The 23,757-nt window shown below is 48.6% G+C and carries 27 protein-coding genes, 1 tRNA gene and 1 pseudogene; 16 read left to right on the forward strand and 13 right to left on the reverse strand.

The annotated features are described in order from the left end of the window. Positions 1–178 precede the first annotated feature (178 nt). Entirely contained in the window at positions 179–3,190 is a 3,012-nt protein-coding gene (locus IPG80_RS16210; RefSeq protein WP_345108860.1) for a TIR domain-containing protein, read from the forward strand. A gap of 55 nt (positions 3,191–3,245) precedes the next feature. Here IPG80_RS16210 and rpmF read toward each other — a convergent pair whose 3' ends face one another. Beyond that, on the reverse strand, positions 3,246–3,446 hold the full coding sequence (gene rpmF, locus IPG80_RS16215) for a 50S ribosomal protein L32 (RefSeq protein ID WP_345108862.1): 201 nt from the start codon (positions 3,444–3,446) through the stop codon (positions 3,246–3,248). A gap of 128 nt (positions 3,447–3,574) precedes the next feature. Between rpmF and IPG80_RS16220 the strand changes: the two genes are divergently transcribed. The 7 genes from IPG80_RS16220 to IPG80_RS16250 all read left to right on the forward strand — a co-directional run bounded on the left by IPG80_RS16220 (position 3,575) and on the right by IPG80_RS16250 (position 9,654). After that, entirely contained in the window at positions 3,575–4,282 is a 708-nt protein-coding gene (locus IPG80_RS16220; protein WP_345108863.1) for a SpoIIE family protein phosphatase, read from the forward strand. Continuing rightward, on the forward strand, positions 4,275–5,336 hold the full coding sequence (locus tag IPG80_RS16225) for an NAD-binding protein (RefSeq protein ID WP_345108866.1): 1,062 nt from the start codon (positions 4,275–4,277) through the stop codon (positions 5,334–5,336). The genes IPG80_RS16220 and IPG80_RS16225 overlap by 8 nt, the downstream gene beginning before the upstream one ends. Then, positions 5,326–5,685, forward strand: coding sequence for a hypothetical protein (locus IPG80_RS16230; protein ID WP_345108869.1), 360 nt, complete (start codon positions 5,326–5,328; stop codon positions 5,683–5,685). The genes IPG80_RS16225 and IPG80_RS16230 overlap by 11 nt, the downstream gene beginning before the upstream one ends. 171 nt (positions 5,686–5,856) lie before the next feature. Continuing rightward, complete coding sequence (secD, locus tag IPG80_RS16235; protein WP_345108871.1) at positions 5,857–7,215, forward strand: protein translocase subunit SecD; 1,359 nt, start codon at positions 5,857–5,859, stop codon at positions 7,213–7,215. A 23-nt stretch (positions 7,216–7,238) separates the two neighbouring features. Beyond that, positions 7,239–8,153 carry a protein translocase subunit SecF gene (secF, locus tag IPG80_RS16240; protein WP_345108873.1) on the forward strand — a complete coding sequence of 305 codons (915 nt, stop codon included), beginning with the start codon at positions 7,239–7,241 and terminating at the stop codon, positions 8,151–8,153. 60 nt (positions 8,154–8,213) lie between these two features. Then, positions 8,214–9,053 carry an endo alpha-1,4 polygalactosaminidase gene (locus tag IPG80_RS16245; protein WP_345108876.1) on the forward strand — a complete coding sequence of 280 codons (840 nt, stop codon included), beginning with the start codon at positions 8,214–8,216 and terminating at the stop codon, positions 9,051–9,053. A 4-nt stretch (positions 9,054–9,057) separates the two neighbouring features. Further along, positions 9,058–9,654, forward strand: a complete 597-nt coding sequence (locus IPG80_RS16250; RefSeq protein WP_345108879.1) for a LysE family transporter — start codon at positions 9,058–9,060, stop codon at positions 9,652–9,654. Between the two features lie 68 nt (positions 9,655–9,722). Here the strand turns inward: IPG80_RS16250 and IPG80_RS16255 are convergent, their stop codons facing one another. Next, the gene (locus IPG80_RS16255; RefSeq protein WP_345108882.1) at positions 9,723–11,150 is read right to left on the reverse strand and encodes a sensor domain-containing diguanylate cyclase; all 1,428 of its coding nucleotides are present in this window, start codon (positions 11,148–11,150) and stop codon (positions 9,723–9,725) included. A 118-nt stretch (positions 11,151–11,268) separates the two neighbouring features. Here IPG80_RS16255 and IPG80_RS16260 point away from each other — a divergent pair, with 118 nt between their 5' ends. Beyond that, positions 11,269–11,760 carry a prolyl-tRNA synthetase associated domain-containing protein gene (locus IPG80_RS16260; RefSeq protein WP_345108885.1) on the forward strand — a complete coding sequence of 164 codons (492 nt, stop codon included), beginning with the start codon at positions 11,269–11,271 and terminating at the stop codon, positions 11,758–11,760. 14 nt (positions 11,761–11,774) lie between these two features. Here IPG80_RS16260 and IPG80_RS16265 read toward each other — a convergent pair whose 3' ends face one another. Genes IPG80_RS16265 through IPG80_RS16285 form a run of 5 tightly spaced genes read right to left on the reverse strand, consistent with a single transcriptional unit; the run spans position 11,775 to position 15,134 of the window. Then, positions 11,775–12,020, reverse strand: a complete 246-nt coding sequence (locus IPG80_RS16265) for a FeoC-like transcriptional regulator (RefSeq protein ID WP_345108890.1) — start codon at positions 12,018–12,020, stop codon at positions 11,775–11,777. A gap of 6 nt (positions 12,021–12,026) precedes the next feature. Next, on the reverse strand, positions 12,027–13,712 hold the full coding sequence (gene feoB, locus IPG80_RS16270) for a ferrous iron transport protein B (RefSeq protein ID WP_345108893.1): 1,686 nt from the start codon (positions 13,710–13,712) through the stop codon (positions 12,027–12,029). Then, on the reverse strand, positions 13,709–14,221 hold the full coding sequence (locus tag IPG80_RS16275; RefSeq protein ID WP_345108896.1) for a FeoB small GTPase domain-containing protein: 513 nt from the start codon (positions 14,219–14,221) through the stop codon (positions 13,709–13,711). Before IPG80_RS16275 ends, feoB begins: the two co-directional genes overlap by 4 nt. Beyond that, complete coding sequence (locus IPG80_RS16280) at positions 14,214–14,465, reverse strand: FeoA family protein (protein WP_345108899.1); 252 nt, start codon at positions 14,463–14,465, stop codon at positions 14,214–14,216. Before IPG80_RS16280 ends, IPG80_RS16275 begins: the two co-directional genes overlap by 8 nt. A gap of 15 nt (positions 14,466–14,480) precedes the next feature. Then, the gene (locus IPG80_RS16285; protein WP_345108902.1) at positions 14,481–15,134 is read right to left on the reverse strand and encodes a metal-dependent transcriptional regulator; all 654 of its coding nucleotides are present in this window, start codon (positions 15,132–15,134) and stop codon (positions 14,481–14,483) included. 144 nt (positions 15,135–15,278) lie between these two features. Between IPG80_RS16285 and IPG80_RS16290 the strand changes: the two genes are divergently transcribed. Together IPG80_RS16290 and IPG80_RS16295 are read left to right on the forward strand one after the other, a co-directional pair. Continuing rightward, positions 15,279–16,034, forward strand: coding sequence for a dienelactone hydrolase family protein (locus tag IPG80_RS16290; RefSeq protein ID WP_345108905.1), 756 nt, complete (start codon positions 15,279–15,281; stop codon positions 16,032–16,034). Between the two features lie 14 nt (positions 16,035–16,048). After that, positions 16,049–16,318, forward strand: a complete 270-nt coding sequence (locus IPG80_RS16295; RefSeq protein ID WP_345108908.1) for a DUF6295 family protein — start codon at positions 16,049–16,051, stop codon at positions 16,316–16,318. Between the two features lie 72 nt (positions 16,319–16,390). Here IPG80_RS16295 and IPG80_RS16300 read toward each other — a convergent pair whose 3' ends face one another. The 3 genes and pseudogenes from IPG80_RS16300 to IPG80_RS16310 all read right to left on the reverse strand — a co-directional run bounded on the left by IPG80_RS16300 (position 16,391) and on the right by IPG80_RS16310 (position 17,662). After that, positions 16,391–16,981 carry a TlpA disulfide reductase family protein gene (locus IPG80_RS16300; RefSeq protein WP_345108911.1) on the reverse strand — a complete coding sequence of 197 codons (591 nt, stop codon included), beginning with the start codon at positions 16,979–16,981 and terminating at the stop codon, positions 16,391–16,393. 12 nt (positions 16,982–16,993) lie between these two features. Beyond that, a pseudogene (locus IPG80_RS16305) lies at positions 16,994–17,206 on the reverse strand (thioredoxin family protein); the annotation flags it as partial. 12 nt (positions 17,207–17,218) lie between these two features. Continuing rightward, complete coding sequence (locus IPG80_RS16310) at positions 17,219–17,662, reverse strand: hypothetical protein (RefSeq protein ID WP_345108914.1); 444 nt, start codon at positions 17,660–17,662, stop codon at positions 17,219–17,221. Positions 17,663–17,780: 118 nt separating this feature from the next. Here IPG80_RS16310 and IPG80_RS16315 point away from each other — a divergent pair, with 118 nt between their 5' ends. Together IPG80_RS16315 and IPG80_RS16320 are read left to right on the forward strand one after the other, a co-directional pair. Then, the gene (locus IPG80_RS16315) at positions 17,781–18,386 is read left to right on the forward strand and encodes a sigma-70 family RNA polymerase sigma factor (RefSeq protein ID WP_345108916.1); all 606 of its coding nucleotides are present in this window, start codon (positions 17,781–17,783) and stop codon (positions 18,384–18,386) included. Then, positions 18,383–18,646: a zf-HC2 domain-containing protein gene (locus IPG80_RS16320; protein ID WP_345108920.1), complete on the forward strand. Its 264-nt coding sequence runs from the start codon at positions 18,383–18,385 to the stop codon at positions 18,644–18,646. The genes IPG80_RS16315 and IPG80_RS16320 overlap by 4 nt, the downstream gene beginning before the upstream one ends. 49 nt (positions 18,647–18,695) lie before the next feature. Here the strand turns inward: IPG80_RS16320 and IPG80_RS16325 are convergent. Further along, positions 18,696–18,766, reverse strand: a tRNA-Gln gene (locus IPG80_RS16325). A 60-nt stretch (positions 18,767–18,826) separates the two neighbouring features. Continuing rightward, the gene (locus tag IPG80_RS16330) at positions 18,827–19,165 is read right to left on the reverse strand and encodes a hypothetical protein (protein WP_345108923.1); all 339 of its coding nucleotides are present in this window, start codon (positions 19,163–19,165) and stop codon (positions 18,827–18,829) included. Positions 19,166–19,332: 167 nt separating this feature from the next. On the opposite strand from IPG80_RS16330, the gene IPG80_RS16335 reads away from it, so the two are divergent. Genes IPG80_RS16335 through IPG80_RS16345 form a run of 3 tightly spaced genes read left to right on the forward strand, consistent with a single transcriptional unit; the run spans position 19,333 to position 21,788 of the window. Continuing rightward, positions 19,333–21,009: a glutamine--tRNA ligase/YqeY domain fusion protein gene (locus tag IPG80_RS16335; RefSeq protein ID WP_345108926.1), complete on the forward strand. Its 1,677-nt coding sequence runs from the start codon at positions 19,333–19,335 to the stop codon at positions 21,007–21,009. A 20-nt stretch (positions 21,010–21,029) separates the two neighbouring features. Next, entirely contained in the window at positions 21,030–21,530 is a 501-nt protein-coding gene (locus IPG80_RS16340) for a hypothetical protein (RefSeq protein ID WP_345108929.1), read from the forward strand. A gap of 42 nt (positions 21,531–21,572) precedes the next feature. Next, complete coding sequence (locus tag IPG80_RS16345) at positions 21,573–21,788, forward strand: hypothetical protein (protein WP_345108932.1); 216 nt, start codon at positions 21,573–21,575, stop codon at positions 21,786–21,788. A 36-nt stretch (positions 21,789–21,824) separates the two neighbouring features. Here the strand turns inward: IPG80_RS16345 and IPG80_RS16350 are convergent, their stop codons facing one another. Beyond that, positions 21,825–23,513: an AarF/UbiB family protein gene (locus tag IPG80_RS16350; protein ID WP_345108935.1), complete on the reverse strand. Its 1,689-nt coding sequence runs from the start codon at positions 23,511–23,513 to the stop codon at positions 21,825–21,827. Positions 23,514–23,757 lie beyond the last annotated feature (244 nt).

A 23,757-nucleotide genomic window follows, 5' to 3' on the forward strand; every position in this document is an offset into this window, starting at 1 on the left:
CCTTGATAAAAATTTCATGTTTTAAGCAAAAATTACAGCATTGTTAGGCACGGCTATTAAACACAAAAATGAAGGGTTGGTCACGCTAGGCTGGGGTAAAATTTCAATATCATTACAATTTTTTGTGGCAAGAAAAGGCAATTAATCCCATTAAAAGCAAGCATCAAGGAGGCTCCCAATGACCGAGCTTTTCATTTCATACTGTCGTCGAAACAAGGGGTTTACTGAAGATTTTATTAAAACCCTGGGGGAACACGGATATTCAGAAGACAAGATATGGATAGATTGGAATAACATTCCCCCATCCTCAAAATGGGAAGACGAGATCCGCAAAGGCATCGAAGCAGCAAATGCAGTGATCTTTATCCTCAGCCCAGACTGGATCCTTTCCAACGAATGCGCCAAGGAATTGCAGATCGCGGTTGAATACAACAAACGCCTGCTTCCTGTTATTCATCAAAATATTGACCCCAAAACGACTCCCGCCGACCTGGCTTCTTTAAACTGGATCTTCCACCGTGAGACAGATGATCCCAAAGGCGCCATGCAAAAATTACTTGAAGCGCTCAAGACAGATCTAGAATGGGTCAGCCAACACACCGTAATTTTGAAGAGAGCAAACGAATGGAAAGAAAAAGCGCAAGACAATAGCTATTTGTTGCGAGGCAGCGAATTACAAGAATCGGAATTATGGCTCTCAAAAAGTTCTGAAGGCAAGGAACCACGTCCAAACCCGGTACAAAACGAATACATCTTCGCAAGCCGCCAGGATGCCACCAGACGGCAGCGTAACACGTTGATCGGTGTCAGTGCCGCATTGGTCGTTTCGATCCTGTTGGCGATCGCGGCGGTTATTGGCGGGATCGAGGCAGTTCGAAAAAGCCAGCAGGCACTTGCCAGTCAATTGGCTGCTCAAGCGATCACCTTAGTCGACACTCAACCAGACCTGGCCCTGCTATTAAGCCTTGAATCGAACTATATCAGTGACACAATGGATGAATCAGATCCAGCCAGACTGGGAAGTTTGATTACCAGTATGAACAGCATGCCAAAGTTGGAAATGTATTTGCACGGGCATGAAGACGAGATTCGCACTGTAACATTCAGCCCGGATGATCATTGGATGGCATCTACAGGCAACGCATCAAATGACGTTGGACAAGTGTTCTTGTGGGATATGACCTCCACTACGAACCCCAGGACTCATCAAATATTTACCGGTGGCTCACAGCGCATCCTTGGTTTAGCATTCAGTGCGAACAGTAAGGTCCTGGCTGGAGCGGGCGATGAAAAGAAAGTCTTTATATGGGATCCACAACATTGCTGCGAACCTGTTCAAGTATGGGAGATGGATAAAAAGGTCCGCGCCCTTGAATTCATTCCTTTATTTGGACACGAGTATCTTGCTATTGCATCAGGAACACAACTCACTTTCTGGGATATCAAAACCGGAAAAATGAATCCAAAGTTAACACTGGAAATACCGACCGAAGACCCTACAGTAAGGATCTATAGCATCGCATTTTCTCCTGCGAAAAACCTGATCGCAGTTGGCGGCGATGATGGAAATATTACAGTATGGGACGCAAGGTCGCGCACGATGAAATTTCACGCCTGTAGCTATGGGGATCCCAAAAAGAATTCAGAAACCGTTTGCAAATCCAGCGGAGCAGGCGTCGTCGAAATCCGGGGTGTGGCGTTTAATACAAGTGGAACGCTGCTGGCTTCCGGAAGCTCAGATCATCGGGTTTGGCTTTGGGATACAAGCACTGGCGAACTCCTGGCGCAATCCATTAGCGGCGTAGAGGGTGGTCACATTAACTCAGTCACAAACCTGGCATTTGACCCCATAACCGGAGAGATCGCATCTGTTAGCTGGGATAACACCGTATGCCTCTGGCAGCCCGTCATTACAAATAATGGGAACTGGCAATTGAACCTGGTTGAAACGTTGACTGGGCATACAAATTCTGTCTGGGCAGTTGCATATAATTCTTCAGGAGACTGGCTTGCAACCGGCAGCTCGGACAAGAGCGTTATCCTTTGGGATCCTCGTCAGAACAGCCAAATAGGAACCCCTATAAAGACCATGGAAGATGATACATGGGCAATGTCCGTTTCTCCGGATGGCAAACAATTTTCGGCGGCAGACATGGCAGGCAATATTTATCTATGGGATTTTGATGGAACCACGCTATCGAATGAAAGGCATGTGATGCACGAAGGCGGGGTTCTTTCACTTGACTACAGCCACAACAGCAAGCTCCTGGCATCTTCTGGCTACACAGACTCATCCATTCGAGTTTGGGATGCTCAAACAGGGGAGGAAGTCTGGCACATTGAGAATGCGCACGATTCTGAAATTTGGGCTTTGACATTCAGTCCGGATGATACCCAAATTGCTTCAGCAAGCTTCGACCAAACCGTGAAGATCTGGGATGTGGCAACACAAACCCTGATTTCCGAACCATTAAAACACGAGACCGGGGTGTTTACACTAACATATAATGAGGATGGTTCAAAGCTTTTTGTAGGAGGGTTCGCAACCGATATATATTCCTACGATCTAACAGATATTAAGAACATTCCCTCCCCCAAAGTATTGTTAGGGCATGCATCTGCTGTTAACTTGATAGCAATCAACCCCAAATATCCAAACTTACTCGCATCCACCAGCGACGATAAAACCCTGCTCATCTGGAACGTTACCAACAATGAACACACCCCGCAGGTGCTGGGTTTGAACGAAAGTATGGAGGCGGTTAATTTCCGCCCAAGCGGCGATTGGCTGGCAAGCGCGACCGATAATAATACAGTTCTGCTTTGGCAGTTAGACTCAAAACGCTGCTCAAAAGAGTGGGACAAAAATGGATGCCAGCCGCAAATGATCGGCTCCCCGCTGACTGGCAGTGAAACACCCGTTGAAAACGTAGTGTTCCTGTCAGATACAGTAATGGTATCTTCCAGTGAAGGTGGACAGCTAATTCAATGGAATTTGAAGAAAGAGGATTGGTACCAACAAGCCTGCAGCATTGTCAACCGCCCGCTTAGCGACTCAGAGTACAAGCAGTATGTTGGCGAAGATATCAACTCCTCGTTGTTAAATCTGGTTTCCAAGGTATCCAACTGGTTCAATAACGAGACGCCTGATACCATCCCTCCCTGCTTAATAACCAGCGAACCGGAATAAATAACGGGCTGCAAATTAAACACAAACGGGTCGTGAAAATCACGACCCGTTGTGATTATTCAGCTGATTTTTTTTCTTTTTTGACCTGAACAACTTCACGTCCTTTGAAGTAGCCGCAGTTCGGGCAGACGAGATGCGGCAGGCGCTTGTTACCGCAATTGGAGCAGGCGACCAAATTCGCGGTGCTCAGGGCGTCCTGAGAGCGGCGGCGGTCACGGCGTCCTTTTGAATGTTTGCGCTTTGGATGTGGGGTCATGAAACGTTCTCCTTTATACATACATCAGACGGGCAAATGCCCGTCTGGATTGGTTTTATTATGAAGCCCGCTGATTATATATGCGGGAGGCAGTGACGTCAAGGCGAATCCGATGTAAAATCCTGAGTATGGAAATCCAGATCGCAGTCGCAAAAGTCAACAAATACGCGGTTTCCGAAAGCGGGGATACGCTTGAGGTCATTGAACGCCCCACGGGTGGACTTTCCGTAGTACTAGCCGACGGACAAACCAGCGGACGAGGCGCCAAAGCCGTTTCCATGATGGTAGTACGCAAGGTGATCAGCCTGATCGCCGAAGGAGTACGCGATGGAGCTGCTGCCCGCGCCGCCTCAGACGCCCTCTTTACCGAACGGGCTGGCAAGGTCACTTGTACCTTAAACATAGCTTCTGTAGACCTGCACAGCAAAACCATTGTGCTGACTCGCAACAACCCCGCCACCGTGTTCATTTGTAGAGACGAAGTGATCGAAGCACATACTGAAGAAAGTATCTCCCTCGGAACTTCGCGCAATGTGCGCCCGATCATCACCGAATTAACGATCGAATCGGGTTTGACCATTGTCATTTTCTCAGATGGCATTAGCCATGCCGGAGAACGGCGCGGCACCCCAATGGATGTCCGCCATACTCTGCGATCTGTCCTGGAAGACCAGGACCCCAGTCCACAAGAGCTCGCCGACGCTCTGCTTGCCCAGGCAGTTCGCCTCGACGATAACCGTCCGGCAGACGACATTAGTGTACTAGTATTACGCGTCTCAGCGCGTGCTGGGGATGAAGTCCGGCGCATGGCAGTTAGACTACCAATCAATGCATAAAAAAATCTCCTTCATCGATAAACATCGCTGGCGCCATATTCAAGCGGGAATTCGTGATACAGTCATTCTGTTGCGCGAATTCCGTAAACCGATTTTCTGGTTCTCTTTTGCAGTGATCGGCGGCGGGGCTCTTTATCACTATTTGTCACAGCGGTTAAACGAGCCGGTCTATAGTCTTGTTGAATCGATCTACATTGTCTTGATCGCAACATTTCTACAGCCAGCCAACCGCGACTTTCCACACCACATCCTCTTGCAAATATTTCATTTTCTCATGCCCGTCATTGGACTGAGCGTGTTGGCGCAAGGACTAGCTGACTTTGGCAGTCTGTTCTTTAACAGAAAATCACGTAATAAGGAATGGGAAATGGCTGTCGCATCTACTATGCAAGACCACATTATCCTCGTCGGACTTGGTCATCTCGGATACCGGGTAGCGCTCAAACTTCACGAAATGGGTGAACCATTAGCCGTCATTGAATTCAACGCCGAAGCAGACACAGTTAATGCCGTAAAGAACATGGGCGTCCCGGTCATTCATGATGATGCCACACGACCTTCCATTCTTGAAGCTGCTAATATTAAGAAAGCGCGCACGATCATCATGGCAAGCCAGAACGACTCGATGAATTTGCAGATCGCACTAAAAGCCCGCTCACTCAATCCAAGCATTCAGGTTGTGATCCGCATCTTCGATGACGACTTTGCTCACGCGCTTCAGGAACAGTTCTCCTTCATTGCATTGAGTGCCACCGAAATGGCGGCACCCGTCTTTGCCGCCGCCGCCGCCGGTGTGGATGTCACCAATCCGATCTCGGTCGAAGGGCAATTGCTCAGCCTCGCCCGCCTGACAATCTCCAAGAAAGCACCTTTTGCCAACAAGACCATTGGTTTCATCGAAGACACATATCACCTAAACATTGTTCTTCACCGCAAGAACGGGAATTCAGAAATGCACCCTACCGATAAGACCGAGATCAAACCCGGTGATGTTATCGCCATCCTTGGCGGACCTCACCAGTTGAACCAAATCTTTCACGATAATGGACAATGACCCTGCGACACCACTTGTGATCGGCGTTGTTGGTCCATGCGGATCCGGGAAATCCACGCTTATCGCCGGGCTGGAAAAACACGGCTATTCCTGCCGGCACATCGCCCAGGAACATTCCTTTGCAAAACATATGTGGCAGGTCATTGCCAAACCGGATATTCTCATTTATCTGGAATGTTCCTATGAAAACTCCACCCACCGTCGCAAACTAAACTGGCTACCCCGCGATCACGAAGAACAATTACGCCGTCTGACGCATGCCCGAGAGCACGCCAACCTTATTATCGATACAAACACACTCAATCAAGAAGGTGTCCTCGCCCAGGCTTTAACCTACTTGAAAAGTTAAATCCTCCGCCAAGCCTTTCTGCGCTTCCAGCGTAGTTCCAGCCTGGGGTTTCAACTCAGGCATCTCCCAAGCTGGAGGCGATTCCCTTCCTCCAAAAATCAAATATCGGGAGTATAATGTCGTCCGCGCCAGCCACAGGCTGGCATTTTCGTGGATGGAGATATTTCCCGCATGATACGTAACTTAACCAATCGCATCATCCTGATCGTAGTAATCCTTGCTCTCGCCTTATGGATCGACCTGACTCCCGAGATCAAGCTTATCAATCCGGTCAACGATGAAACCCTTTTCTCACAAAACGTCGAGCCGCGCCTTGGGCTCGACCTGCAAGGCGGCTTACAAGTCCTGCTTGAAGCGGATATTCCTGAAGATCAGCAGATCGATCCGGAATCCCTTAACCTTGCACGCGACATCGTGCAGCAGCGTACAGATGCCTTGGGCGTGAACGAAAACGTCATCCAGATCGCCGGAGATCGCCGCATTGTAGGCGAATTTCCAGGTTTGGAAGACACCGAATCTGTGCTTGCCATCATCCAACAGACTGGCTTGCTCGAGTTTGTTGATACTGGCGACTTCAGCCCCGAAGAAGGCTCTGTCCTCGTTACCGATTACAGCCCCACCGGTGAACCTATTACATCTTCAAATCCGGATGAAATTGTATATCACACCATTATGACCGGTGGAGAACTCTCTGCTGTAACTGTTGCACCCGATAGCATTGGCGGCAGCTATCAGATCAGCTTTACGCTGACCTCAGAAGGCACCAAGATATTTGCCGACCACACTGGGAAGAATTCCGGCAAGTTTCTGACGATCCTCCTCGACAAACAGGTGATCTCCGCTCCAGTCATTCGCGAGCCGATCACTGGCGGTCAGGGCTCGATCAGTGGTAATTTCACCGCTGATTCTGCAAATGCCTTTGCCGTTCAACTGCGCTACGGCTCCCTGCCGGTTCCCTTGAAAGTTGTGGAAACCCGTATCATTGGTCCGACCCTCGGCGCCGACTCTCTTGATAAAAGCGTAAAAGCAGGCTTAATCGGTATGGCAATCGTGGCGCTGTTCATGATCATTTATTACCGGATGCCCGGCTTGGCAGCAGTGATTTCCATTTTGACCTATGCGTTGATCTCCTTCGCCATCTTCAAGTGGTTCCACTTTACGCTTACTCTGCCCGGTATCGCTGGCTTCCTGCTCAGTACTGGTTCTGCTCTTGATGCGAACATCCTGATCTTTGAGCGCATCAAGGAAGAACTTCGTAATGGGCGCAACATTGTACAGGCTCTTGATCTTGGCTGGACGCGCGCCTGGTCTTCCATCCGCGATTCCAACCTTTCAGCGATCATTACGGCAGTCATTCTATTCTGGTTCGGATCCTCCTTTGGCGCGACCATTGTAAAGGGCTTCTCGCTCACCCTCGCCCTCGGTGTCATCATCTCACTCTTCACAGCGATCTACATCACCCGCACGATCCTGGCGTTGCTCATCAATTCCTTCAAACCTAAAAATCTCGAAACCTGGTTCGGTCTGTAAAGAAAAGCTGCAAGGACAAAAACATGAATATTCTTGGTAAACGATATTACTTTTTTGCACTCTCCCTGATCTTGATCGTGCCAGGGCTCGTGCTGCTCGGCATCAAGGGAGTCCCCCTTTCCATTGACTTCACCGGTGGGACACTTTTGGAAGTTTCCTTTGCAGACGGCAAAACCCTTGATACGGCGAATATCCTATCAATTTATGATGATGCCCAGATCGGCGATGCGCAAGTTACAACGACTGAAACTGGCTCTCTGATCATCCGCTCTTCTTTCTTGACGAACGAAGCCCGAGATGTAGTCTTGTCTTCAATGAAGGCTGCCTCTGGCGGTGATGTGACCGTCATCAAATTCGACAGTGTGGGTCCAAGCATCGGCAAACAGGTTACCCAACGTGCTGCAATCGCGGTAACCGTATCCTCGCTTTTGGTGGTGTTGTTCATCATCTGGTCGTTCCGCAAAGTAGAGAATGCGTTCCGCTATGGCGTGTGCGCCATCCTGGCAATGATCCATGACATCGCCATCATTATCAGTATTACCGGTATCGGCACATATTTCTTCGGCTGGGAAGTGGACTCACTCTTCCTAACCGCCTTACTGACCGTAATCGGCTTTTCCATGCAGGACACCATTGTGGTGTTCGACCGTATCCGCGAAAATGCGAACATCTTACGCCGTGTGGAATACGAAACCCTCGTCAACCACTCCATTGTTCAAACTTTACAGCGCTCCATCAACACCCAGTTGATGACCGTTGAGTTCCTGCTCCTTGCGCTTGCGATGTTTGGTGGTATTACCCTGCGCGAATTCGCCATCATCCTGCTCGTCGGTCTTTTGAGCGGAACCTACTCCTCGATTTTTGTAGCGGCTCCCATTCTCGTACTGTGGGAAAAGCGCGAATGGACCACTTGGTTCGGACGCAGCGCCAACGCGTAAAACTCTCTCAAAGACAGCCATCAAATTGATGGCTGTCTTTTTATATCAATGGAGTGGCAGATGAAAAAGAGCATTCTCGTTCTCATTGCAGCCCTTCTTATTTCTTGCTCGAACCCACCAGAAAAAACAAAACAATCACCATCTTCAAAAACAACACCGGTTGAAATACCGATCACACCCTATCAAATAAATGAAAACCCAGCATCCCTTCCACTGGAAATGTCCTGGCAGATCCAATATTCCGGCGATATGGACTTTTCATTAGGTGTTGAAATGTACAATATAGACCTCTTTGATATTTCTAAAGAGGAAATAGCTCAACTTACAGAGCAAGGAATATTTGTCATGTGTTACTTCAGCGCCGGTTCGCATGAAGACTGGAGACCCGACGCAGATGATTTTCCAATTTCAACTTTAGGAAAATCCATGGAAGGCTGGGAAGGCGAAACCTGGCTTGATATTCGGCAAATCGCCGTACTCCAACCCATCATGGAAAAACGTCTTGATATGGCTGTCGCCAAAGGCTGTAATGGCGTAGACCCGGACAATGTGAATGGCTACGAGAATGAAACCGGGTTTCCACTTACATTCGAAGACCAGATCGCATTCAACATTTTTCTTTCAAATGCAGCCCATGCACGCGGACTAATGATCGGGCTGAAAAACGATCTTGGTCAAATAAAAGAGCTGGTCTCTTACTTTGACTGGATCTTAAACGAAGAATGCTATTCGTTTCACGAGTGCGACCTGCTGCTGCCTTTCATCGAGGCAGGCAAACCCGTTTTTGTAATAGAATACGATTCTTCTCCGCAGGATTTCTGCGAGCAGGCAAATCGAATGAATTTCAACGTTTTGCATAAAAATTTGGACTTGGACGCATATCGCGTTTCATGCAGGTGATTTCATGCTTTTTCTACGTGCTTTTATCATTGGTATTTCCATCGCTGCCCCGGTTGGACCGATTGGCGTACTTTGTATCCGCCGCACGCTGGCGAATGGCAGAGCCGCGGGTTTCATTTCCGGCTTGGGGGCTGCCAGTGCAGATATGGTCTACGGAGCGATCGCCGCTTTCGGGCTGACTGCTGTGACAGGATTACTGGTTGACAATGCTTTTTGGCTGCGGATCATCGGCGGGATATTCTTGCTGTATTTGGGAATAAAAACATTCCTGGAAAAGCCTTCCGATAAACCAGCGCAGGCAGCCCAAAGCGGATTATTTAGTATGTACACCTCTACATTCTTCCTGACCATCACCAACCCAATGACCATCCTTTCATTCGCCGCCATATTCGCCGGGACCATGCTGGGAAAAAATACCGGGTCACCATTGATCATGGTGGCAGGCGTTTTTGCTGGCTCTGCAACTTGGTGGCTAACCTTGAGCTTCATTGTTGGGATCCTGCGAGATCGCCTAACTCAATCTCACATGGCTTGGATCAATCGCATCTCCGGCGCGATCATCATTGTATTTGGAGTTTATGCGCTGTTCAGCGGAAACTAATTCCATCTTGCAAAACATAAAAGCGGCAGACCTGAGGGGCTGCCGCTTTTATGTTTCCGATTAATCCATCAATCATCTCTACGCCGACGGTGATGCTCTGCCTTGCTGTTATACATTGCATTATCCGCAAGCTGGATTATCTTTTCCATATTCATCCCCGGCTGCCCGGTCGCAGTTCCCAAAGAAACGCTCAAGATTGGGTCGCGGTAATATTTGTTATTTATATCAATTAACGCCTGGATTTGCTTCAGGTAATCAGCCGCCTCGGTTTCATCAGTACGCGGGAGGATGACAGCAAACTCATCGCCGCCGATCCGTGCTGCAATCTGCCCATTATTGAATGCCGTAGTCAGCACCTCGGCGGCACGTCGGATCAATTTATCGCCCGCTTGATGCCCAAGTTCATCGTTTGTTTTTTTGAGGTAATTGAGATCGAGAATAATAATGCTGACGGGGTCCTTTCGGCTGAATTCCAACCGCTGAATGGTCTCTTCAAAAAAACCACGATTAAACAACCCAGTCATTACATCATGCGTCCCCAGGTAATGAAGATATTCCTCCGCTTTTTTACGCGCTGTAATATCCTGAATGGAAACCATCGCCCAACCAAAGTCATTATCATGTCCTGGCATGATCCTAAAGTTCAATAGAATATTGATCGGATCACCACTCAAGGAGTAATTTACGCCTTCGCGCTCATACATCAAAACACCATTCCAAAGGTCGATCAACTCTTTAGCAAAATGATGCTCCATCTCATCACGAAATATCTGATCCAAATTCGAGAGTAAATGCTCCTTCGAAGCCGCACCAAATAAATCCAGCGTGCGGCGGTTGACATTCAGAACCTTGATCAATTTTGTACAATGCTTTACGGTATCAGGGTGTTCATTCAAATAAGATTGCAGATCCGTCACCCCCTGACTACGAAGTAAATTAAAGAAGTCCTTAATAGCGCTGTAGTCTTCCTCCCACAAAGAGATCGGAGAAGCTTCAAATAAATTATACAAGCGCCGCTCCGCTTGCTTGCGGGCAGAAATATCTTGAAAAGTGACCAGAACCTTTTCCCAGGTTTTTTCAAACTCCGGCAGAATGCGCCAATCCAGGAGAATATCCAACGGCTCTCCATCCAAAGTGTAATTGACCCCCTCCCCCGACCAACTAAGTTCACCATTCCAAAGCGCCCGCAGTTCGTCACGAAAATGATGCCGCATGCCATCTCGAAGTACCTTGTCCAAATTAGCAAGCAACTGCTCCTTTGAATTTGCCTTCAGCAAGGAAAGTGTTTTGTGATTAACCTCCAGAACCCGTATCTGCCCCATGCAATGATCAATGAATTCTGGGTGCATTAGAAGATGAGCATCCAGCGATTTGACTCCCGCCTCACGCAATTCATCAAAAAGCCTTTTGATCTGACTAAAATCCTGTTCCCATAAAGAAATTGGCGCGTGCTCAAATAAAGTCACCAAATACTCCTTATCCGAAGAATCGAACATAAAAACTCCCTTATCCAAGATTACACTTGGAATAGCATTATGAATTATATCTGCAAACTCTGGCGGTCAAACCTTGCAAGTTGTAATATCATTGGGTAGTTTTTACAAAGGACACCCTATGTTCACAACTGAAACTACATTCCTTGAATTTCTTCACGCAAACGGATTTACTCCACAACGGCTGGAACACCCGGCTGTTTTCACCTGCTCCGAAGCCGAAGCGCATCACACTGGTATGGAAGCGATCAGCACCAAAAATCTTTTCCTCTGCGACAAAAAGGGGCGCCGCTTCTTTCTGGTTGTGACTGCTTGCGAAAAAACGGTAAAACTCGAAGAACTGGCAGAGCAGTTGGGCGTCACTCACTTACGTTTCGGCTCCGAAGACAATCTTATGCGTCTGCTGGGTGTAACGCGCGGCTCGGTCACGATGATGGGGCTGGCAAACGACACAGAACACACCGTAGAACTCTGGGTGGATGATGATATCTGGAAAAATGAACGCTTCCTTGCGCATCCACTCGTCAATACAGCGACTCTTGTCTTTTCAAAAACGGAACTACAACGATTCTTTGGGTTGACGGGACATACATTAAATCTTTTCAAGGGCTAGTTGGTGCCTTCTAATTACTTTAATGACTGACTTACCACATAGCGTTTTCCGCGCGCTGCAAGCAAATTGCACTCAGATTCCAGTCCGCAATCGGTACAACATTTGCCGTCGGGTCCGATCTCGATCAACTTTCCCTTCTTAACAAGCAGGTCGAGCATGGCAAGAACCGCCGAAGGTTGCGCTTTCATCTCGCGGCTGATCTCCGATAGGCTTAAGCCATTCTCTTTACCTGCCAGTAGTTCAACCAACTGTGTCAGCATGATCGATCAACCGAATCCCAGAACATGCCCGCCCTGATAAACCACAAAGGCGACCAACCAGGCGACGACGGTCTGATATACCGCAGATGTCACCGCCCAGGATGTTCCAAATTCATGTTTGATCGCACCAAGGGTTGCCACACAAGGCACATACAGCAAAACAAATACAAGCAAAGCAACAGCACTCAATGGTGAAAAATTCTCGCGCAATGCAAGGCTTAGAGCCGTATCTTCGCTTGTTAATCCATCATTCACAAGGTTTACACCAGGGATGATGCTGATAAGGATCTTCCCCGAACTCACACACGCATCCCAAAATCCTTGCACAATGCCGATCAGATCTTCTCCCAAATCGACAGGTTCAACGACTTGTGCAGTTTTTTCGCCGCCAAGGTAGATCTGACTCATAGTACTAACCACGATCTCCTTTGCCATAAACCCGGAAACGAGCGCGCCGCCGGTTTCCCAATTATCAAACCCAAGCGGAGCAAAGATCGGCGAAATAGCACCGCTAACCCTGCCAAAATACGAATCGCGCTGATCCACAACTCCCCAGGGAAGGTTTAACAACACCCACATCACAACCGAGGCATACAGGATCATTGTGCCTGCCTTGCGAACAAATTCTCTGGTGTTCTCCCACATATGAATAAGGACACTCTTTAGAGCTGGTCGACGATATGGCGGCAACTCCAGCACGAACGCCGAAGTCGCATCTGGTTTAAGGATGGTACGGGTGAAGACCATGCCTGCAAGCATGGCAACAAGAATGCCAAGTGCATACATTGCCCAAATGACCGTCCCTGCGCGAGCGCCAAAAAAAGCCAGCCCAAAAACCACGTACACAGGCAATCTCGCAGAGCAGGACATCAGTGGAACCAACAATGCCGTCAACAAACGGTCACGGTGACTGGCAATGGTTCGTGTGGCATAAATGGCAGGTACCGCACAGCCAAACCCCAAGATCATCGGAATGAACGATTTTCCGTGCAAGCCCACTACACGCATGAATCGATCCATCACAAAAGCTGCGCGAGACATATATCCCGAATCTTCCAACAAGGCAAGAAAGAAATAAAGGATCAACAGCCCGGGGACAAAGACCAGCACGCCTCCAACCCCGGCGACGATTCCGTCAATGATAAGAGAATGTATCCACGCTGGAAGAGGCACAAGGTCCAGAATGAAGCGCAGCCAATTAGCAATGGGACCGTTAATGACTGCATCAGTCCAATCCAAGAACGGTGAAGATACATCAATAACGAGTCGAAAAACAATATACATCACCGCAAAAAAGACGGGCAAACCAAACCATTTGTGCGTCACAATATCATCAATGCGGTCTGTGAGGGTGATCCGGTCGAGGCGCGGACGGTGAAGGGTTTGACGGACAATGCCATTAATAAATCCATAGCGTCGGTCAGCCGTGAGCAGGTCAAAATCATCCCCAAGCATCGACTGGACATGCTCTGCTCCCCGCTTTGCACGTTCAATGATCAACTCCCCTTTTGTCATAGATTGGACTCGGGCAAGAATATCCGCGTCAGCTTCAAGCAGCTTTAGCGCCAACCAACGCCGGGGATAGCGCCCTGTATCAAATTCGACTTCATCGAACAGAGTAGTAAGTTTTTCGATCTCTCGTTCGATCTTGCCGCCGTAATCAAGTTTAAATAAAGTGGGCGCCAGACTCATGCCAGCTCTCTCTTTCGTGCCGCATCCACCGCCATCTTCACGAGATTCTTTATGCCACTGCCTTTATTCGCTGCCGTCTGCACGACAGGAATATTCCCCAGCAGTTGCGAAAGCTGATCGACATTAACTGTCGCTCCGGTCTTTTGTAAATCATCGGTCATATTAAGAGCAAGAATAACCGGCACATCCAGTTCGAGAATCTGAACCGTCAGGTACAAATTACGCTCAAGGTTGGTCGTATCCACTACATTGATGACAACATCCGGGCGCTCTTCAATGATATAGTCACGCGCAATGATCTCTTCAGGTGAATAAGCAGTTAAACTGTAAGTGCCGGGCAGGTCAACAACGTTGATCGTTTTGCCTTCATGCTCAATCTCCCCTTCTTTTTTTTCAACTGTTTTTCCGGGCCAATTCCCAGTATGCTGATGCAAACCAGTTAATAGGTTAAAGATCGTGGTCTTGCCAGCATTGGGATTCCCCGCCAGCGCGATCGTCAGGTCAGGCATTTTCGCCCTCCAACAAAGAGACTTCTATAAAAGCGGCTTCTTCTTTTCGCAAAGCAAGGTGATACCCCTTAATAAAATATTCTACAGGGTCACCTAAAGGTGCGCTTCGTTCGATCAGGATCGTTTCGCCCTTGACGATGCCCATTTCTACAAACCGCCTGCGCAATGCACCGTTCCCGTTGATTTTTGCAATGGTAGCCTGCTGACCAGGACGAAGCAGGTGCAATTGGATCAATTCATTCATGGATTCCTTCTTTTTTCATTTCACGAACACAAGCTCAGCAAGTGAAAGCCCAAGTGCAATTTCTTTTCCGCCGACTAATAATGTCAACGGACCTTCCAGCGGCGCAGCTTCCAATATTTTTATTTTTTGACCCGGCAAGATATTTCGCTCATATAAATACCTAAGCACATCTGTTTCAGTTGCGTCAATCGCTAAAATCGTCACCGACCTGCCAATCTCAACCTCGCGCAACATCAACCCATCCATAGCCACAAATAGCCCATCTTCATCAGGTATCGGGTTTCCGCGCGGGTTCACCTGCGGATGACCAAGAAATTTAGCCAGCGCTTCAGTCACCTCAGGCGCTGTAGCATGCTCAAGCGAACAGGCCAATTCGTAGACCTTTGACCACTCAAGGTGCAGATGTTCGTATAAAAACACCTCCCACAAGCGCTGACGGCGAATGACATTCGAAGCCACTTCACGCCCTTTTTTAGTCAAGGTTACACCTTTATACGGTGTATGTGACACCAATCCTTGCTCCCCCAGACGACGCATCATTTCATTGGCTGAAACGTTCGTTACCCCCAACCGTTCTGCGAGCCGTGCAATCGAAACATCACGGTCGCCCAGTTCCGCCATCGCTTTCAGGTACATTTCCGTACTCTCGCTTAACTGCCGAAACGACATAAGGGTATCCTTTATAAAATCATATGGCTCACCTTATTATCGCCTTCATGCAGGGGTTTCGTCATGGATGGAGGTCACAAATTCCATGGAAATTTGTCATCATGCTATACTCGGCTCATCTTATTCATAAACGAGGAGTGAGTTATGTATCAAACGGATATGTACGAAGGTCTGCTCGCAGAAACCGTCACCATGACCGGCGCAAATGGAGACACGATCAACGCCTATTTTGCCCGTCCATTGGGTGCGGGTCCTTATCCGGCAATGGTTCTTGCACACCACATGCCCGGGTGGGATCAATGGTACCGGGAAGTGACACTGAAATTTGCACATCATGGGTACATTACCATTTCTCCTAATTTATATTTTCGCACCGGCCATGGTACCCCGGAAGATGTTGCAGCAAGAGTCCGCGCGGACGGCGGCGTTTCAGATACCCAAGTGGTCGGTGATCTCGCGGGCGCAATGCAGTACGTCCGTTCCCTGCCATATTCAAACGGCAAAGTTGGCGCATTTGGAACATGCTCGGGCGGAAGGCATTCCTACATAGCCGCTTGCAACACCCCCGGTTATGATGCGATCGTGGATTGCTGGGGCGGGCGTGTTGTGATGACCCCTGATCAATTAAGTCCTAAAACACCCGTCTCGCCTCTTGATCTGACCCGCAACCTGTCTTGCCCCATCTTGGGTCTATTTGGCAACGACGACTCCAGCCCCACCCCAGAACAAGTCAATCAACATGAAGCTGAACTAAAGAAACATGGCAAAAATTACGAATTCCATCGCTATGATGGCGCTGGTCACGGCTTTTTCTATTACGACCGTGCAGCCTATCGCCAGGAACAGGCAATGGACGGCTGGCAAAAAGTATTTGCTTTTCTGGAAAAGCACCTTTCATAACAAGGAGATTTACCATGTGTACCATGATCGTTGAAAAAGTAAAAATCGAGGGAAGCGGTAAGGGTGTAAATGGCTGGTTCAAATTAAATCAGGCAAATATCTCTTACGACCATCCATTTGACGCACCATACGAACATGCCCTCAACATTGATTTCGTGAACGAAGCCCAGGGTGTGGGTGCCCGTGTCGCTGTGGAATTAAGCGAGCAAGCCGCCCGCGAACTCGTTAAGACGATCCTCGAAGTATTAGATCAAGCCGAAGCTGGCGGGCATCTGCCAAAGTAATCTTACGCTTGAATTAAATAAAAAAACCAGCCAAAAGTGTAACTTTTGGCTGGTTTGCATTTACAGGCTATCTCAGTTGGTTTCTTGTATGACAGGAGTTATATATTTCTCCAGCATTTCGTAACTGATCTCACCCGTCCAGGCATAGCGAACAATACCGGAGCGGTCTAATACATAGGAACTTGGCAGGCTCCCATTCTTGAAAGCATCAAGTGCTGCACCGTTTGGGTCAAGCCATACGTTAAAAGTGAGTGAATAATCAGAAACGAATTGGTCCACTTTAGATTTAGTGTCGCCAGCGTTGACCGCAACGATGGTAAATCCTTGCTCATGATGCGATTGGTAATATTTCTGCAGGGATGGCATCTCTGCCTTACAAGGCGGACACCAAGTCGCCCAATTGTTCACCAAAACGACCTGACCGCCAAAATCTGTCAACGACTCTGTGCCGCCTCTGACATTCTCCAACACAAGAGCGGGAGCGGGAAAGTCAACTTTAACAGGCACAACAGAATTAGCAACACTGTCAGCCGCAGATGCATCTGCGGGTTTTTGAAGAACGCCGATCAAAGCAAGACCGAGGAGGATCAGTCCACCGCCAATGATAAACGGCAAAATGGAATTACTCTGTCTCTGCTTGCGGTATTTTTGGTGTTTTTTCATCTTGCACCAACCTCAACTTTGCAAAGCACGTTTGATTTCAGCCAGCATTTGCGCCTCAGGGTATGCCCCAACAAATACGGCTTTCCCAGAATCAATAACGGTTTGAGGCACTCCCTGTACATGGAACTGATCGGACAATTCCGGGAATTCCATTGCGTCAACCGCTTCTGCGCGGATCATGGACGGATTTTCCATTGCCATTTGATGTGCGAGCAACACGGCTCGCGGACAATGTGGTCAGGTAGGGGTTACGAATACCTGCAAGTGCAGGGGTTGCGTCAGGGTTTTCAAAAATTCACGTGTGGCAGCACCCAATCCCGTCGCTTGCTTTGAAGCGTATATGATGTCCGTGATCAAGGTACTAAATTCATACCCCGCGGGAATTCCCGCAAACTGCACGCCCAGATCCACGATCTGCCCGCCATTCTTTGAGGCGATCACGATCGCAGGGACTTTATCGACACGATATTGGGAAGCCAGAGCGGCATCCTCTTTCAGGTCATGAACAGAAAGGTTGACGCGTGCGTCGACCATGCTGATCTCGGTCAACAACTGCTGGGTTTCACCGCAATAATCACAACCCTCTTTTGATCCAAAAAAGAGGATCTGGACAGGGTTGGTCAGATCGGCAAAAGCCTGCTTGAGCTGCCCGACAACTTGTTCATTTAACAATTTTTCCATGGGGTCTCCAATCAGTTTCAGGTTCAATATTTTGGATGCACAAGCCGTAATAAAGTTACAAGTCTACTCATCTGTGATGTATACTCGAGCTGTATCTTTTTGAACCTGAGCGCATCAAATGATTGAATCACTAACACCAGAACTCTCCATTGAAGCTTTACGGGCAGGCGACCGGGCAGAATTCGCACGACTTGTGGATCAATTTTCAGCACCGATCTACCGTCTGGGCTTGAAAATGCTTGGAACCCCCCAAGACGCCGAAGATATATTACAAAATACCTTTTTGAACGCGTTGACCCATCTCGCCTCCTTCGAAGGACGCTCAAGCATATCCACCTGGCTGTATCGCATTGCGACAAATGAGGCGTTAATGCTCATTCGCCGTCGGAAATCGAATATAAACCTTGAGGACATGCAAACTGAGGACAGTGAAGAGGTTTCCCTGCCAGAAACCTTTGTAGATTGGAGCATTCTGCCGGAAAAAGAATTACTTTCCAGCGAAAGCCAGCATGCCATTGAGGCAGCAGTCAGCAAGTTACCGGAGCCGCTGCGAATCGTTTTCATCTTGCGAGACGTGGAAGACCTCTCTATCAGGGAAACTGCCGAAATTATGAACCTTACCGAAGCCAATGTTAAAACCCGCTTATTGCGCGCCCGCATGGCATTACGTGAACAATTATCATCTTATTATGTAGAACGGGTTCAGAGAAAGGATTTGCAATGACTTCTCACTCACACGAAAATTGTCAGGCTCTTTTAGGCTCCCTGTCAGAGTACATTGACGGCGAGTTGCCATCTGATCTTTGCACTGAGATCGAAAAACACCTCGAAGGCTGTGAAAATTGCCGGGTTGTTCTCAATACCACGCGCCGCACCATTGACCTTGTGCAGATACCCGCTGAAGGAAACCCGCTCCCCAGCGAAGTGCGTGAACGGCTTTTCAAACGGCTCGATTTGAATGAATTTCTAAATTCAAATCATTAATTTCCATCGCAGAAAGAAAAAAAGACTCCCTAAAAGGGAGTCTTTTTAGCTGGGGATCAAGGATTCGAACCTCAAATTTCGCGTCCAGAGCGCGACGTGATGCCATTTCACCAATCCCCAATGTATTTCCATTTTTCCAGCGGGCGGTATTTTATCACGCCCATCGGCAGAGAGCAAGCCCTATTTCCCACGAGCAGAGCGGCGAGTGTTATCTTCAATATCGAGCAGAATCAGAAGCCCTTGAGCAAAAGCCTGCAAAGCGGTAAAAAATATCAACCCTGCCAGGCTTGGCTGAATCTGCCACAGAATCTGCATCATCAGGTCGGTGGGACCACCGACATAAATCAGGTGGCGGATGAATTGCAAAATAAAAACGCCCAAATTTAAGACTAACTGATAGATATATACGCCAGCCACAATCCAAGAGGCGACTTTTATAAAGCGTACAAGCCGAAATACGGTGTCTTTATCGAAGTAGGTACCTGAAAAATGAGTGCCAGTTTGCTTGGATTCGGTCATAGTTTCCTCCAGAGAAAGGTATTATAAAGCAGTTATAATTGAGAACGCTTTCCATCTGAAACGCATTCCAGTGGAAAAAAGTTCCTGAAAGCAGTATCAGATTCGAGTCAAGAACGAAGCGGACCTTGCTTATCCGCATAAATCCATCACGAAGGTTAAGTCATAGAATGAGTTCCGAAGAAACAACCAAGCCCACTGATTTTATCCGCGAAGCTGTTGCAGAAGACCTGAAGAACGGACGCTTCAAAAGCATCCGGACGCGCCTGCCTCCAGAACCAAATGGGTATCTTCACATTGGGCACGTCAAGGCGTTCATGATCGATTATCTCATTGCCAAAGAAAATGGCGGTGAGTTGGTTTTGCGTTTTGATGATACCAACCCTGCCAAGGAAGAGACTGAATTTGTGCAAGCCATTGAAGAGGATGCACGCTGGCTTGGCATTGAATGGGTAAAGGTAACGTACGCCTCTGATTATTTCGGTCTGTTATACGACTGGGCGGTGCAGTTGGTCAAAAAAGGTCTGGCGTATGTGGATGACCAGACTCCCGAAGAAGTAAGCGCCAACCGCGGCACATTAACCCAGCCAGGGAAAAATTCACCCTTCCGTGATCGTTCGGTGGAAGAGAATTTGGACCTACTCGAACGCATGAAGAACGGTGAATTTCCGGAAGGTTCGCGAATTTTACGCGCCAAGATCGACATGGCACATCCGAACATCAATATGCGTGATCCTGCCATGTATCGCATTATCAAAACACCGCCGCACCATCGCACCGGGGATGCATGGAAGATCTATCCCATGTACGATTGGTCTCATGGGCAGAACGACTCAATGGAAGGCATTACGCATTCTTTGTGTTCGTTGGAATATGAAAATCACCGTCCATTGTATGAATGGTTTCTGGATCAACTTGGCGTGTTCAAGCCGCGCCAGATCGAATTTGCACGCTTGAACATCAATTACACTGTGATGAGCAAGCGCAAGTTACGCCGCCTCGTTGAAGAAAACCTGGTGAAGGGCTGGGATGACCCGCGCATGCCGACTCTGCGTGCCATGCGTCGCCGCGGATATTCCGCCGAGGCAATTCTGGAGTTCATCCGCCGTGTGGGCGTGGCAAAGAATTACAGCGTCAGCGATGTAGCACTGCTCGAAGAATGTGTGCGCGACGACCTCAACAAACATTCCCTGCGGCGCATGGCTGTCATCCGTCCACTCAAAGTGATCATCGACAATTATCCTGATGACCTCACTGAAGAGATGAGTGCCATAAACAATCCTGAAGATCCCGAAGCAGGCTCGCGCAAAGTTCCATTCTCAAAGGTTTTATATATCGAGCAGGACGACTTCCGCGAGACGCCCCCGCCGAAATATTACCGTCTCTTCCCCGGCAATGAAGTCCGATTGCGCTATGCATATTTCATCAAATGTACGCATGTGGTCAAGAATGATGCCGGTGAAGTTATAGAGGTCCATGCCACATACGACCCAACCACCCGTGGTGGTGATGCGCAGGATGGACGCAAGGTCAAATCGACGATCCATTGGGTATCTGCGGCGCACGCTCGAAAAGTGGAAGTGCGTATGTATGACCGTCTGTTCACCAAGGAAGACCCCGAAGAAGGTGATGAAGGCTTCCTTAATTGCATGAACCCGAACTCATTGGAGATCCTAACGGGGTATGTAGAACCAGCGCTTGCTTCCGCCGAAATCGGTTCGCGCTTTCAGTTCGAGCGTCTCGGCTATTTCTGCGTGGACAAAGAAACCACATCCGAAAAGCCTGTGTTTAATTTGACGGTCAACTTAAAAGATACCTGGTCGAAGGTTGAAAAGAAGACAAAGTAATTGTGTAGGCTTTGGAGAAAATGATGAGATTAATTTTCAGTCGCAATATTGCGCTTGCAGCTTTGGTTTTGATCTTGCTTACAGCCTGTGCACCGCAAGCCGCCACCCCAACCGTTGATATTGTAGGCACGACCGCGGCACAATTGGCAGTCGTTATGTTGACCCAAACCGCAGGTGCCGTTACCGCTACCCCCATTCCGCCTACAGAAACACCCACCCCTGCGTTCACAGATACGCCTTCTGGACCACCCACCGACAGACCACAGGCAAAGCCAGCAGCGCTGATCGCCCAAACTGGCTGCTGGACAGGTCCAGGGGATACTTATACATTGATCAGCAATATTGAACTTAATGCACGAGGGCGAAAGAATGTGATCATCCTCGGAATGGGAACCGAACCAGGCTGGGTCGTGATCCGAAACCCTTACTTCAATAATCCCTGCTGGGTCAGAATTGAAAATATGGATATTGACCCCAATATGGATATGAGTCAATTCCCGCCCATGACCCCCGGTCCGTAAAAGTCATCGGTGCTATAATAAAAGTAAATAAAGGAGTGACCCATGAACACCGAAAAACGCAAATCCATGAAAGACAAACTTCCGCCCGAGGCGTTGGAACACATGAAAGCTGCCCGTGCTGAGATGCGCAAAAGCATGGAGACCATCCTCCCGCCCGGCTTTTTAGAACACCGCCGCGCTGCCCGCAAAGAAGCGCTTCTCGCCTTCCGCAGCTTGATCGATGCAGCCATCAAAAAGACAGAAGAAAAATCCTCATAAAGCAAAACTCCCAGCCAAATGGCTGGGAGTTTTTTTCTACTGAAATGGACGTCTGCCGCGCACAAGAAAGGCGGTATAGAAAAGCACCAAGCCTGCCCCACCAAAAAGACCTTGCCCAAGTAAAGTGTGGCTATCGTACAGGATCGCACCTGCGATCAACAGACCTAAAAACACAATTCCACTCGTCAGACGATTGACCGAACGTTCCAAATAGCTGATCTGCAAATTGACCAGCGGCGCTTCCACATTCAACTGTCCGCGTTCGATGCGCCCAAGCACACGCTCTGCCCTGCCGGGGATGGCGATCAGGGTCTTGAGCAGTTCGCCTGCTTCGTTCAAAAACGTATCGAAAACCGAGCCACCTTCGCCTTCGGTAAGTTTCTTAGCATAGGGTGCAAGTTGCAGCCACAAATTGAAATCAGCGTTCAAGCCGGTACACATGCCGGACAATATTCCGATGGTACGCCCCAAGAGCAAAAGGTTTTCAGGAATCTGAAATGGCATCGAGGTCATCAACTCGCGGAATTGCAAGCCGAACTTCATCATGTCACTGTGTTGAATGCTGCGCAGCTCGTTCATGCTCTTGCCCCAAAAGCGGTCAAAGACCTGGGCACTGGCTTCTTCCAACAATTTTATATTTGCACTCGGCAACAAAACACCTAGGGTTTGATAAGCCCTGATCAATCTTGTCGCATCTTGCAGCCCTACAGCAATGACCACCTCGCGCAAACCTTCTACCAGTTTGTCGGGCATGCGTCCAACCATACCAAAGTCGATAAACGTCAGGCGAAATTTGGTAAAGCCATCCTCGTCTTTTTCACTCAATGGCAGTACGAACAAATTGCCGGGATGAGGGTCGGCATGGAAAAACCCATCTTCGAAGATTTGCTTTAAGTAGGTTGCCAATAAACGATCTGCCACCGCGGCGCGACTGATCCCAGCGGCTGTGATGGCATCGTAATCTGTGATCTTGATTGCAGTGACATCTTCCAAAGTCAGCGTGCGACGCGTGGACCGATTCCATACTACGCGTGGAACATGAACGCCTCCATCGTCTTTGAAGTTGGTCGCAAACGTCTCGGCGTTTTTCCCCTCTGACAAATAGTCCAGTTCCGCGTTCAGGACGGCGGCGAATTCCTCCACAATAGCAGGGACATCCGCCCGGTCGCTGACAGGTTTATAGCGCTTGAGCCAGCCACCCACTACCCGTATTGCGGACATGTCCACTTCTACTATCTGTTCGATGTTCGGGCGCAGGATTTTTACGACGACGTTTTCAAATCCCATTGCTTCGGCTTCGTTAGGAAGAAGCTTCGCGCGGTGGACTTGCCCCAATGAGGCGGCGGCGACGGGTTCTTTCTCAAAGGTAAGAAAAACTTTTTCGATGGCAGAACCAAGCTCGAGTTCGGTTTGGAGGCGAATGGGTTCGTAGTCCACGGGCGGAACTTCATCCTGCAATCCAGAAAGTTCATCCGTGATCTCCGGCGGCAACACATCCAAACGCGCCGAAAGGAACTGCCCCACTTTGATCATCACACCGCCAAGACGAATCGCCAACGCACGAAACCGAATGGCGATATTTTGAAGCCGCCGCGGACGAGTATTTTTCACCCAAGCGCCCAGCCCAATGCGCCGCAGAAAAATATCCCAAAAGATGATGCTCGCCGTAACGCGGGCAAAGAACAGAACGATGCGCCAATAACGCATCCGTAAAATGGTTTTCATGAAGCCTCCATGCGAGGTAATTGTAGCCCGATTATTGAGTTTGTCAGGATGACGAAAATCTCGAATCGCCTTGACAACTCATCCCACTCTCATGTAAACTGACAGCGTAATTAAATTTCAAAGAAAGGAGCGCACTTCAAATGCTATTACATCTTCTGCGTAGGAAAGCCAGCCGAATAACAACTTACCCCGAAGTGCGCCTATTGACCGTTTAACTACGGCTCAATTCCCTGTGTCTTTACAA

The sequence above is a fragment of the Candidatus Villigracilis vicinus genome, from assembly GCF_016702885.1.
In the GTDB taxonomy this organism is placed as follows: domain Bacteria; phylum Chloroflexota; class Anaerolineae; order Anaerolineales; family Villigracilaceae; genus Villigracilis; species Villigracilis vicinus.

Bases quoted from the DNA above. Each gene is read 5' to 3' on its own strand.
- IPG80_RS16210 (WP_345108860.1), top strand. From the start codon at position 179: ATGACCGAGCTTTTCATTTCATACTGTCGTCGAAACAAGGGGTTTACT.
- rpmF (WP_345108862.1), bottom strand. From the start codon at position 3,446: ATGACCCCACATCCAAAGCGCAAACATTCAAAAGGACGCCGTGACCGC.
- IPG80_RS16220 (WP_345108863.1), top strand. From the start codon at position 3,575: ATGGAAATCCAGATCGCAGTCGCAAAAGTCAACAAATACGCGGTTTCC.
- IPG80_RS16225 (WP_345108866.1), top strand. From the start codon at position 4,275: ATGCATAAAAAAATCTCCTTCATCGATAAACATCGCTGGCGCCATATT.
- IPG80_RS16230 (WP_345108869.1), top strand. From the start codon at position 5,326: ATGGACAATGACCCTGCGACACCACTTGTGATCGGCGTTGTTGGTCCA.
- secD (WP_345108871.1), top strand. From the start codon at position 5,857: ATGATACGTAACTTAACCAATCGCATCATCCTGATCGTAGTAATCCTT.
- secF (WP_345108873.1), top strand. From the start codon at position 7,239: ATGAATATTCTTGGTAAACGATATTACTTTTTTGCACTCTCCCTGATC.
- IPG80_RS16245 (WP_345108876.1), top strand. From the start codon at position 8,214: ATGAAAAAGAGCATTCTCGTTCTCATTGCAGCCCTTCTTATTTCTTGC.
- IPG80_RS16250 (WP_345108879.1), top strand. From the start codon at position 9,058: ATGCTTTTTCTACGTGCTTTTATCATTGGTATTTCCATCGCTGCCCCG.
- IPG80_RS16255 (WP_345108882.1), bottom strand. From the start codon at position 11,150: ATGTTCGATTCTTCGGATAAGGAGTATTTGGTGACTTTATTTGAGCAC.
- IPG80_RS16260 (WP_345108885.1), top strand. From the start codon at position 11,269: ATGTTCACAACTGAAACTACATTCCTTGAATTTCTTCACGCAAACGGA.
- IPG80_RS16265 (WP_345108890.1), bottom strand. From the start codon at position 12,020: ATGCTGACACAGTTGGTTGAACTACTGGCAGGTAAAGAGAATGGCTTA.
- feoB (WP_345108893.1), bottom strand. From the start codon at position 13,712: ATGAGTCTGGCGCCCACTTTATTTAAACTTGATTACGGCGGCAAGATC.
- IPG80_RS16275 (WP_345108896.1), bottom strand. From the start codon at position 14,221: ATGCCTGACCTGACGATCGCGCTGGCGGGGAATCCCAATGCTGGCAAG.
- IPG80_RS16280 (WP_345108899.1), bottom strand. From the start codon at position 14,465: ATGAATGAATTGATCCAATTGCACCTGCTTCGTCCTGGTCAGCAGGCT.
- IPG80_RS16285 (WP_345108902.1), bottom strand. From the start codon at position 15,134: ATGTCGTTTCGGCAGTTAAGCGAGAGTACGGAAATGTACCTGAAAGCG.
- IPG80_RS16290 (WP_345108905.1), top strand. From the start codon at position 15,279: ATGTATCAAACGGATATGTACGAAGGTCTGCTCGCAGAAACCGTCACC.
- IPG80_RS16295 (WP_345108908.1), top strand. From the start codon at position 16,049: ATGTGTACCATGATCGTTGAAAAAGTAAAAATCGAGGGAAGCGGTAAG.
- IPG80_RS16300 (WP_345108911.1), bottom strand. From the start codon at position 16,981: ATGAAAAAACACCAAAAATACCGCAAGCAGAGACAGAGTAATTCCATT.
- IPG80_RS16310 (WP_345108914.1), bottom strand. From the start codon at position 17,662: ATGGAAAAATTGTTAAATGAACAAGTTGTCGGGCAGCTCAAGCAGGCT.
- IPG80_RS16315 (WP_345108916.1), top strand. From the start codon at position 17,781: ATGATTGAATCACTAACACCAGAACTCTCCATTGAAGCTTTACGGGCA.
- IPG80_RS16320 (WP_345108920.1), top strand. From the start codon at position 18,383: ATGACTTCTCACTCACACGAAAATTGTCAGGCTCTTTTAGGCTCCCTG.
- IPG80_RS16330 (WP_345108923.1), bottom strand. From the start codon at position 19,165: ATGACCGAATCCAAGCAAACTGGCACTCATTTTTCAGGTACCTACTTC.
- IPG80_RS16335 (WP_345108926.1), top strand. From the start codon at position 19,333: ATGAGTTCCGAAGAAACAACCAAGCCCACTGATTTTATCCGCGAAGCT.
- IPG80_RS16340 (WP_345108929.1), top strand. From the start codon at position 21,030: ATGATGAGATTAATTTTCAGTCGCAATATTGCGCTTGCAGCTTTGGTT.
- IPG80_RS16345 (WP_345108932.1), top strand. From the start codon at position 21,573: ATGAACACCGAAAAACGCAAATCCATGAAAGACAAACTTCCGCCCGAG.
- IPG80_RS16350 (WP_345108935.1), bottom strand. From the start codon at position 23,513: ATGAAAACCATTTTACGGATGCGTTATTGGCGCATCGTTCTGTTCTTT.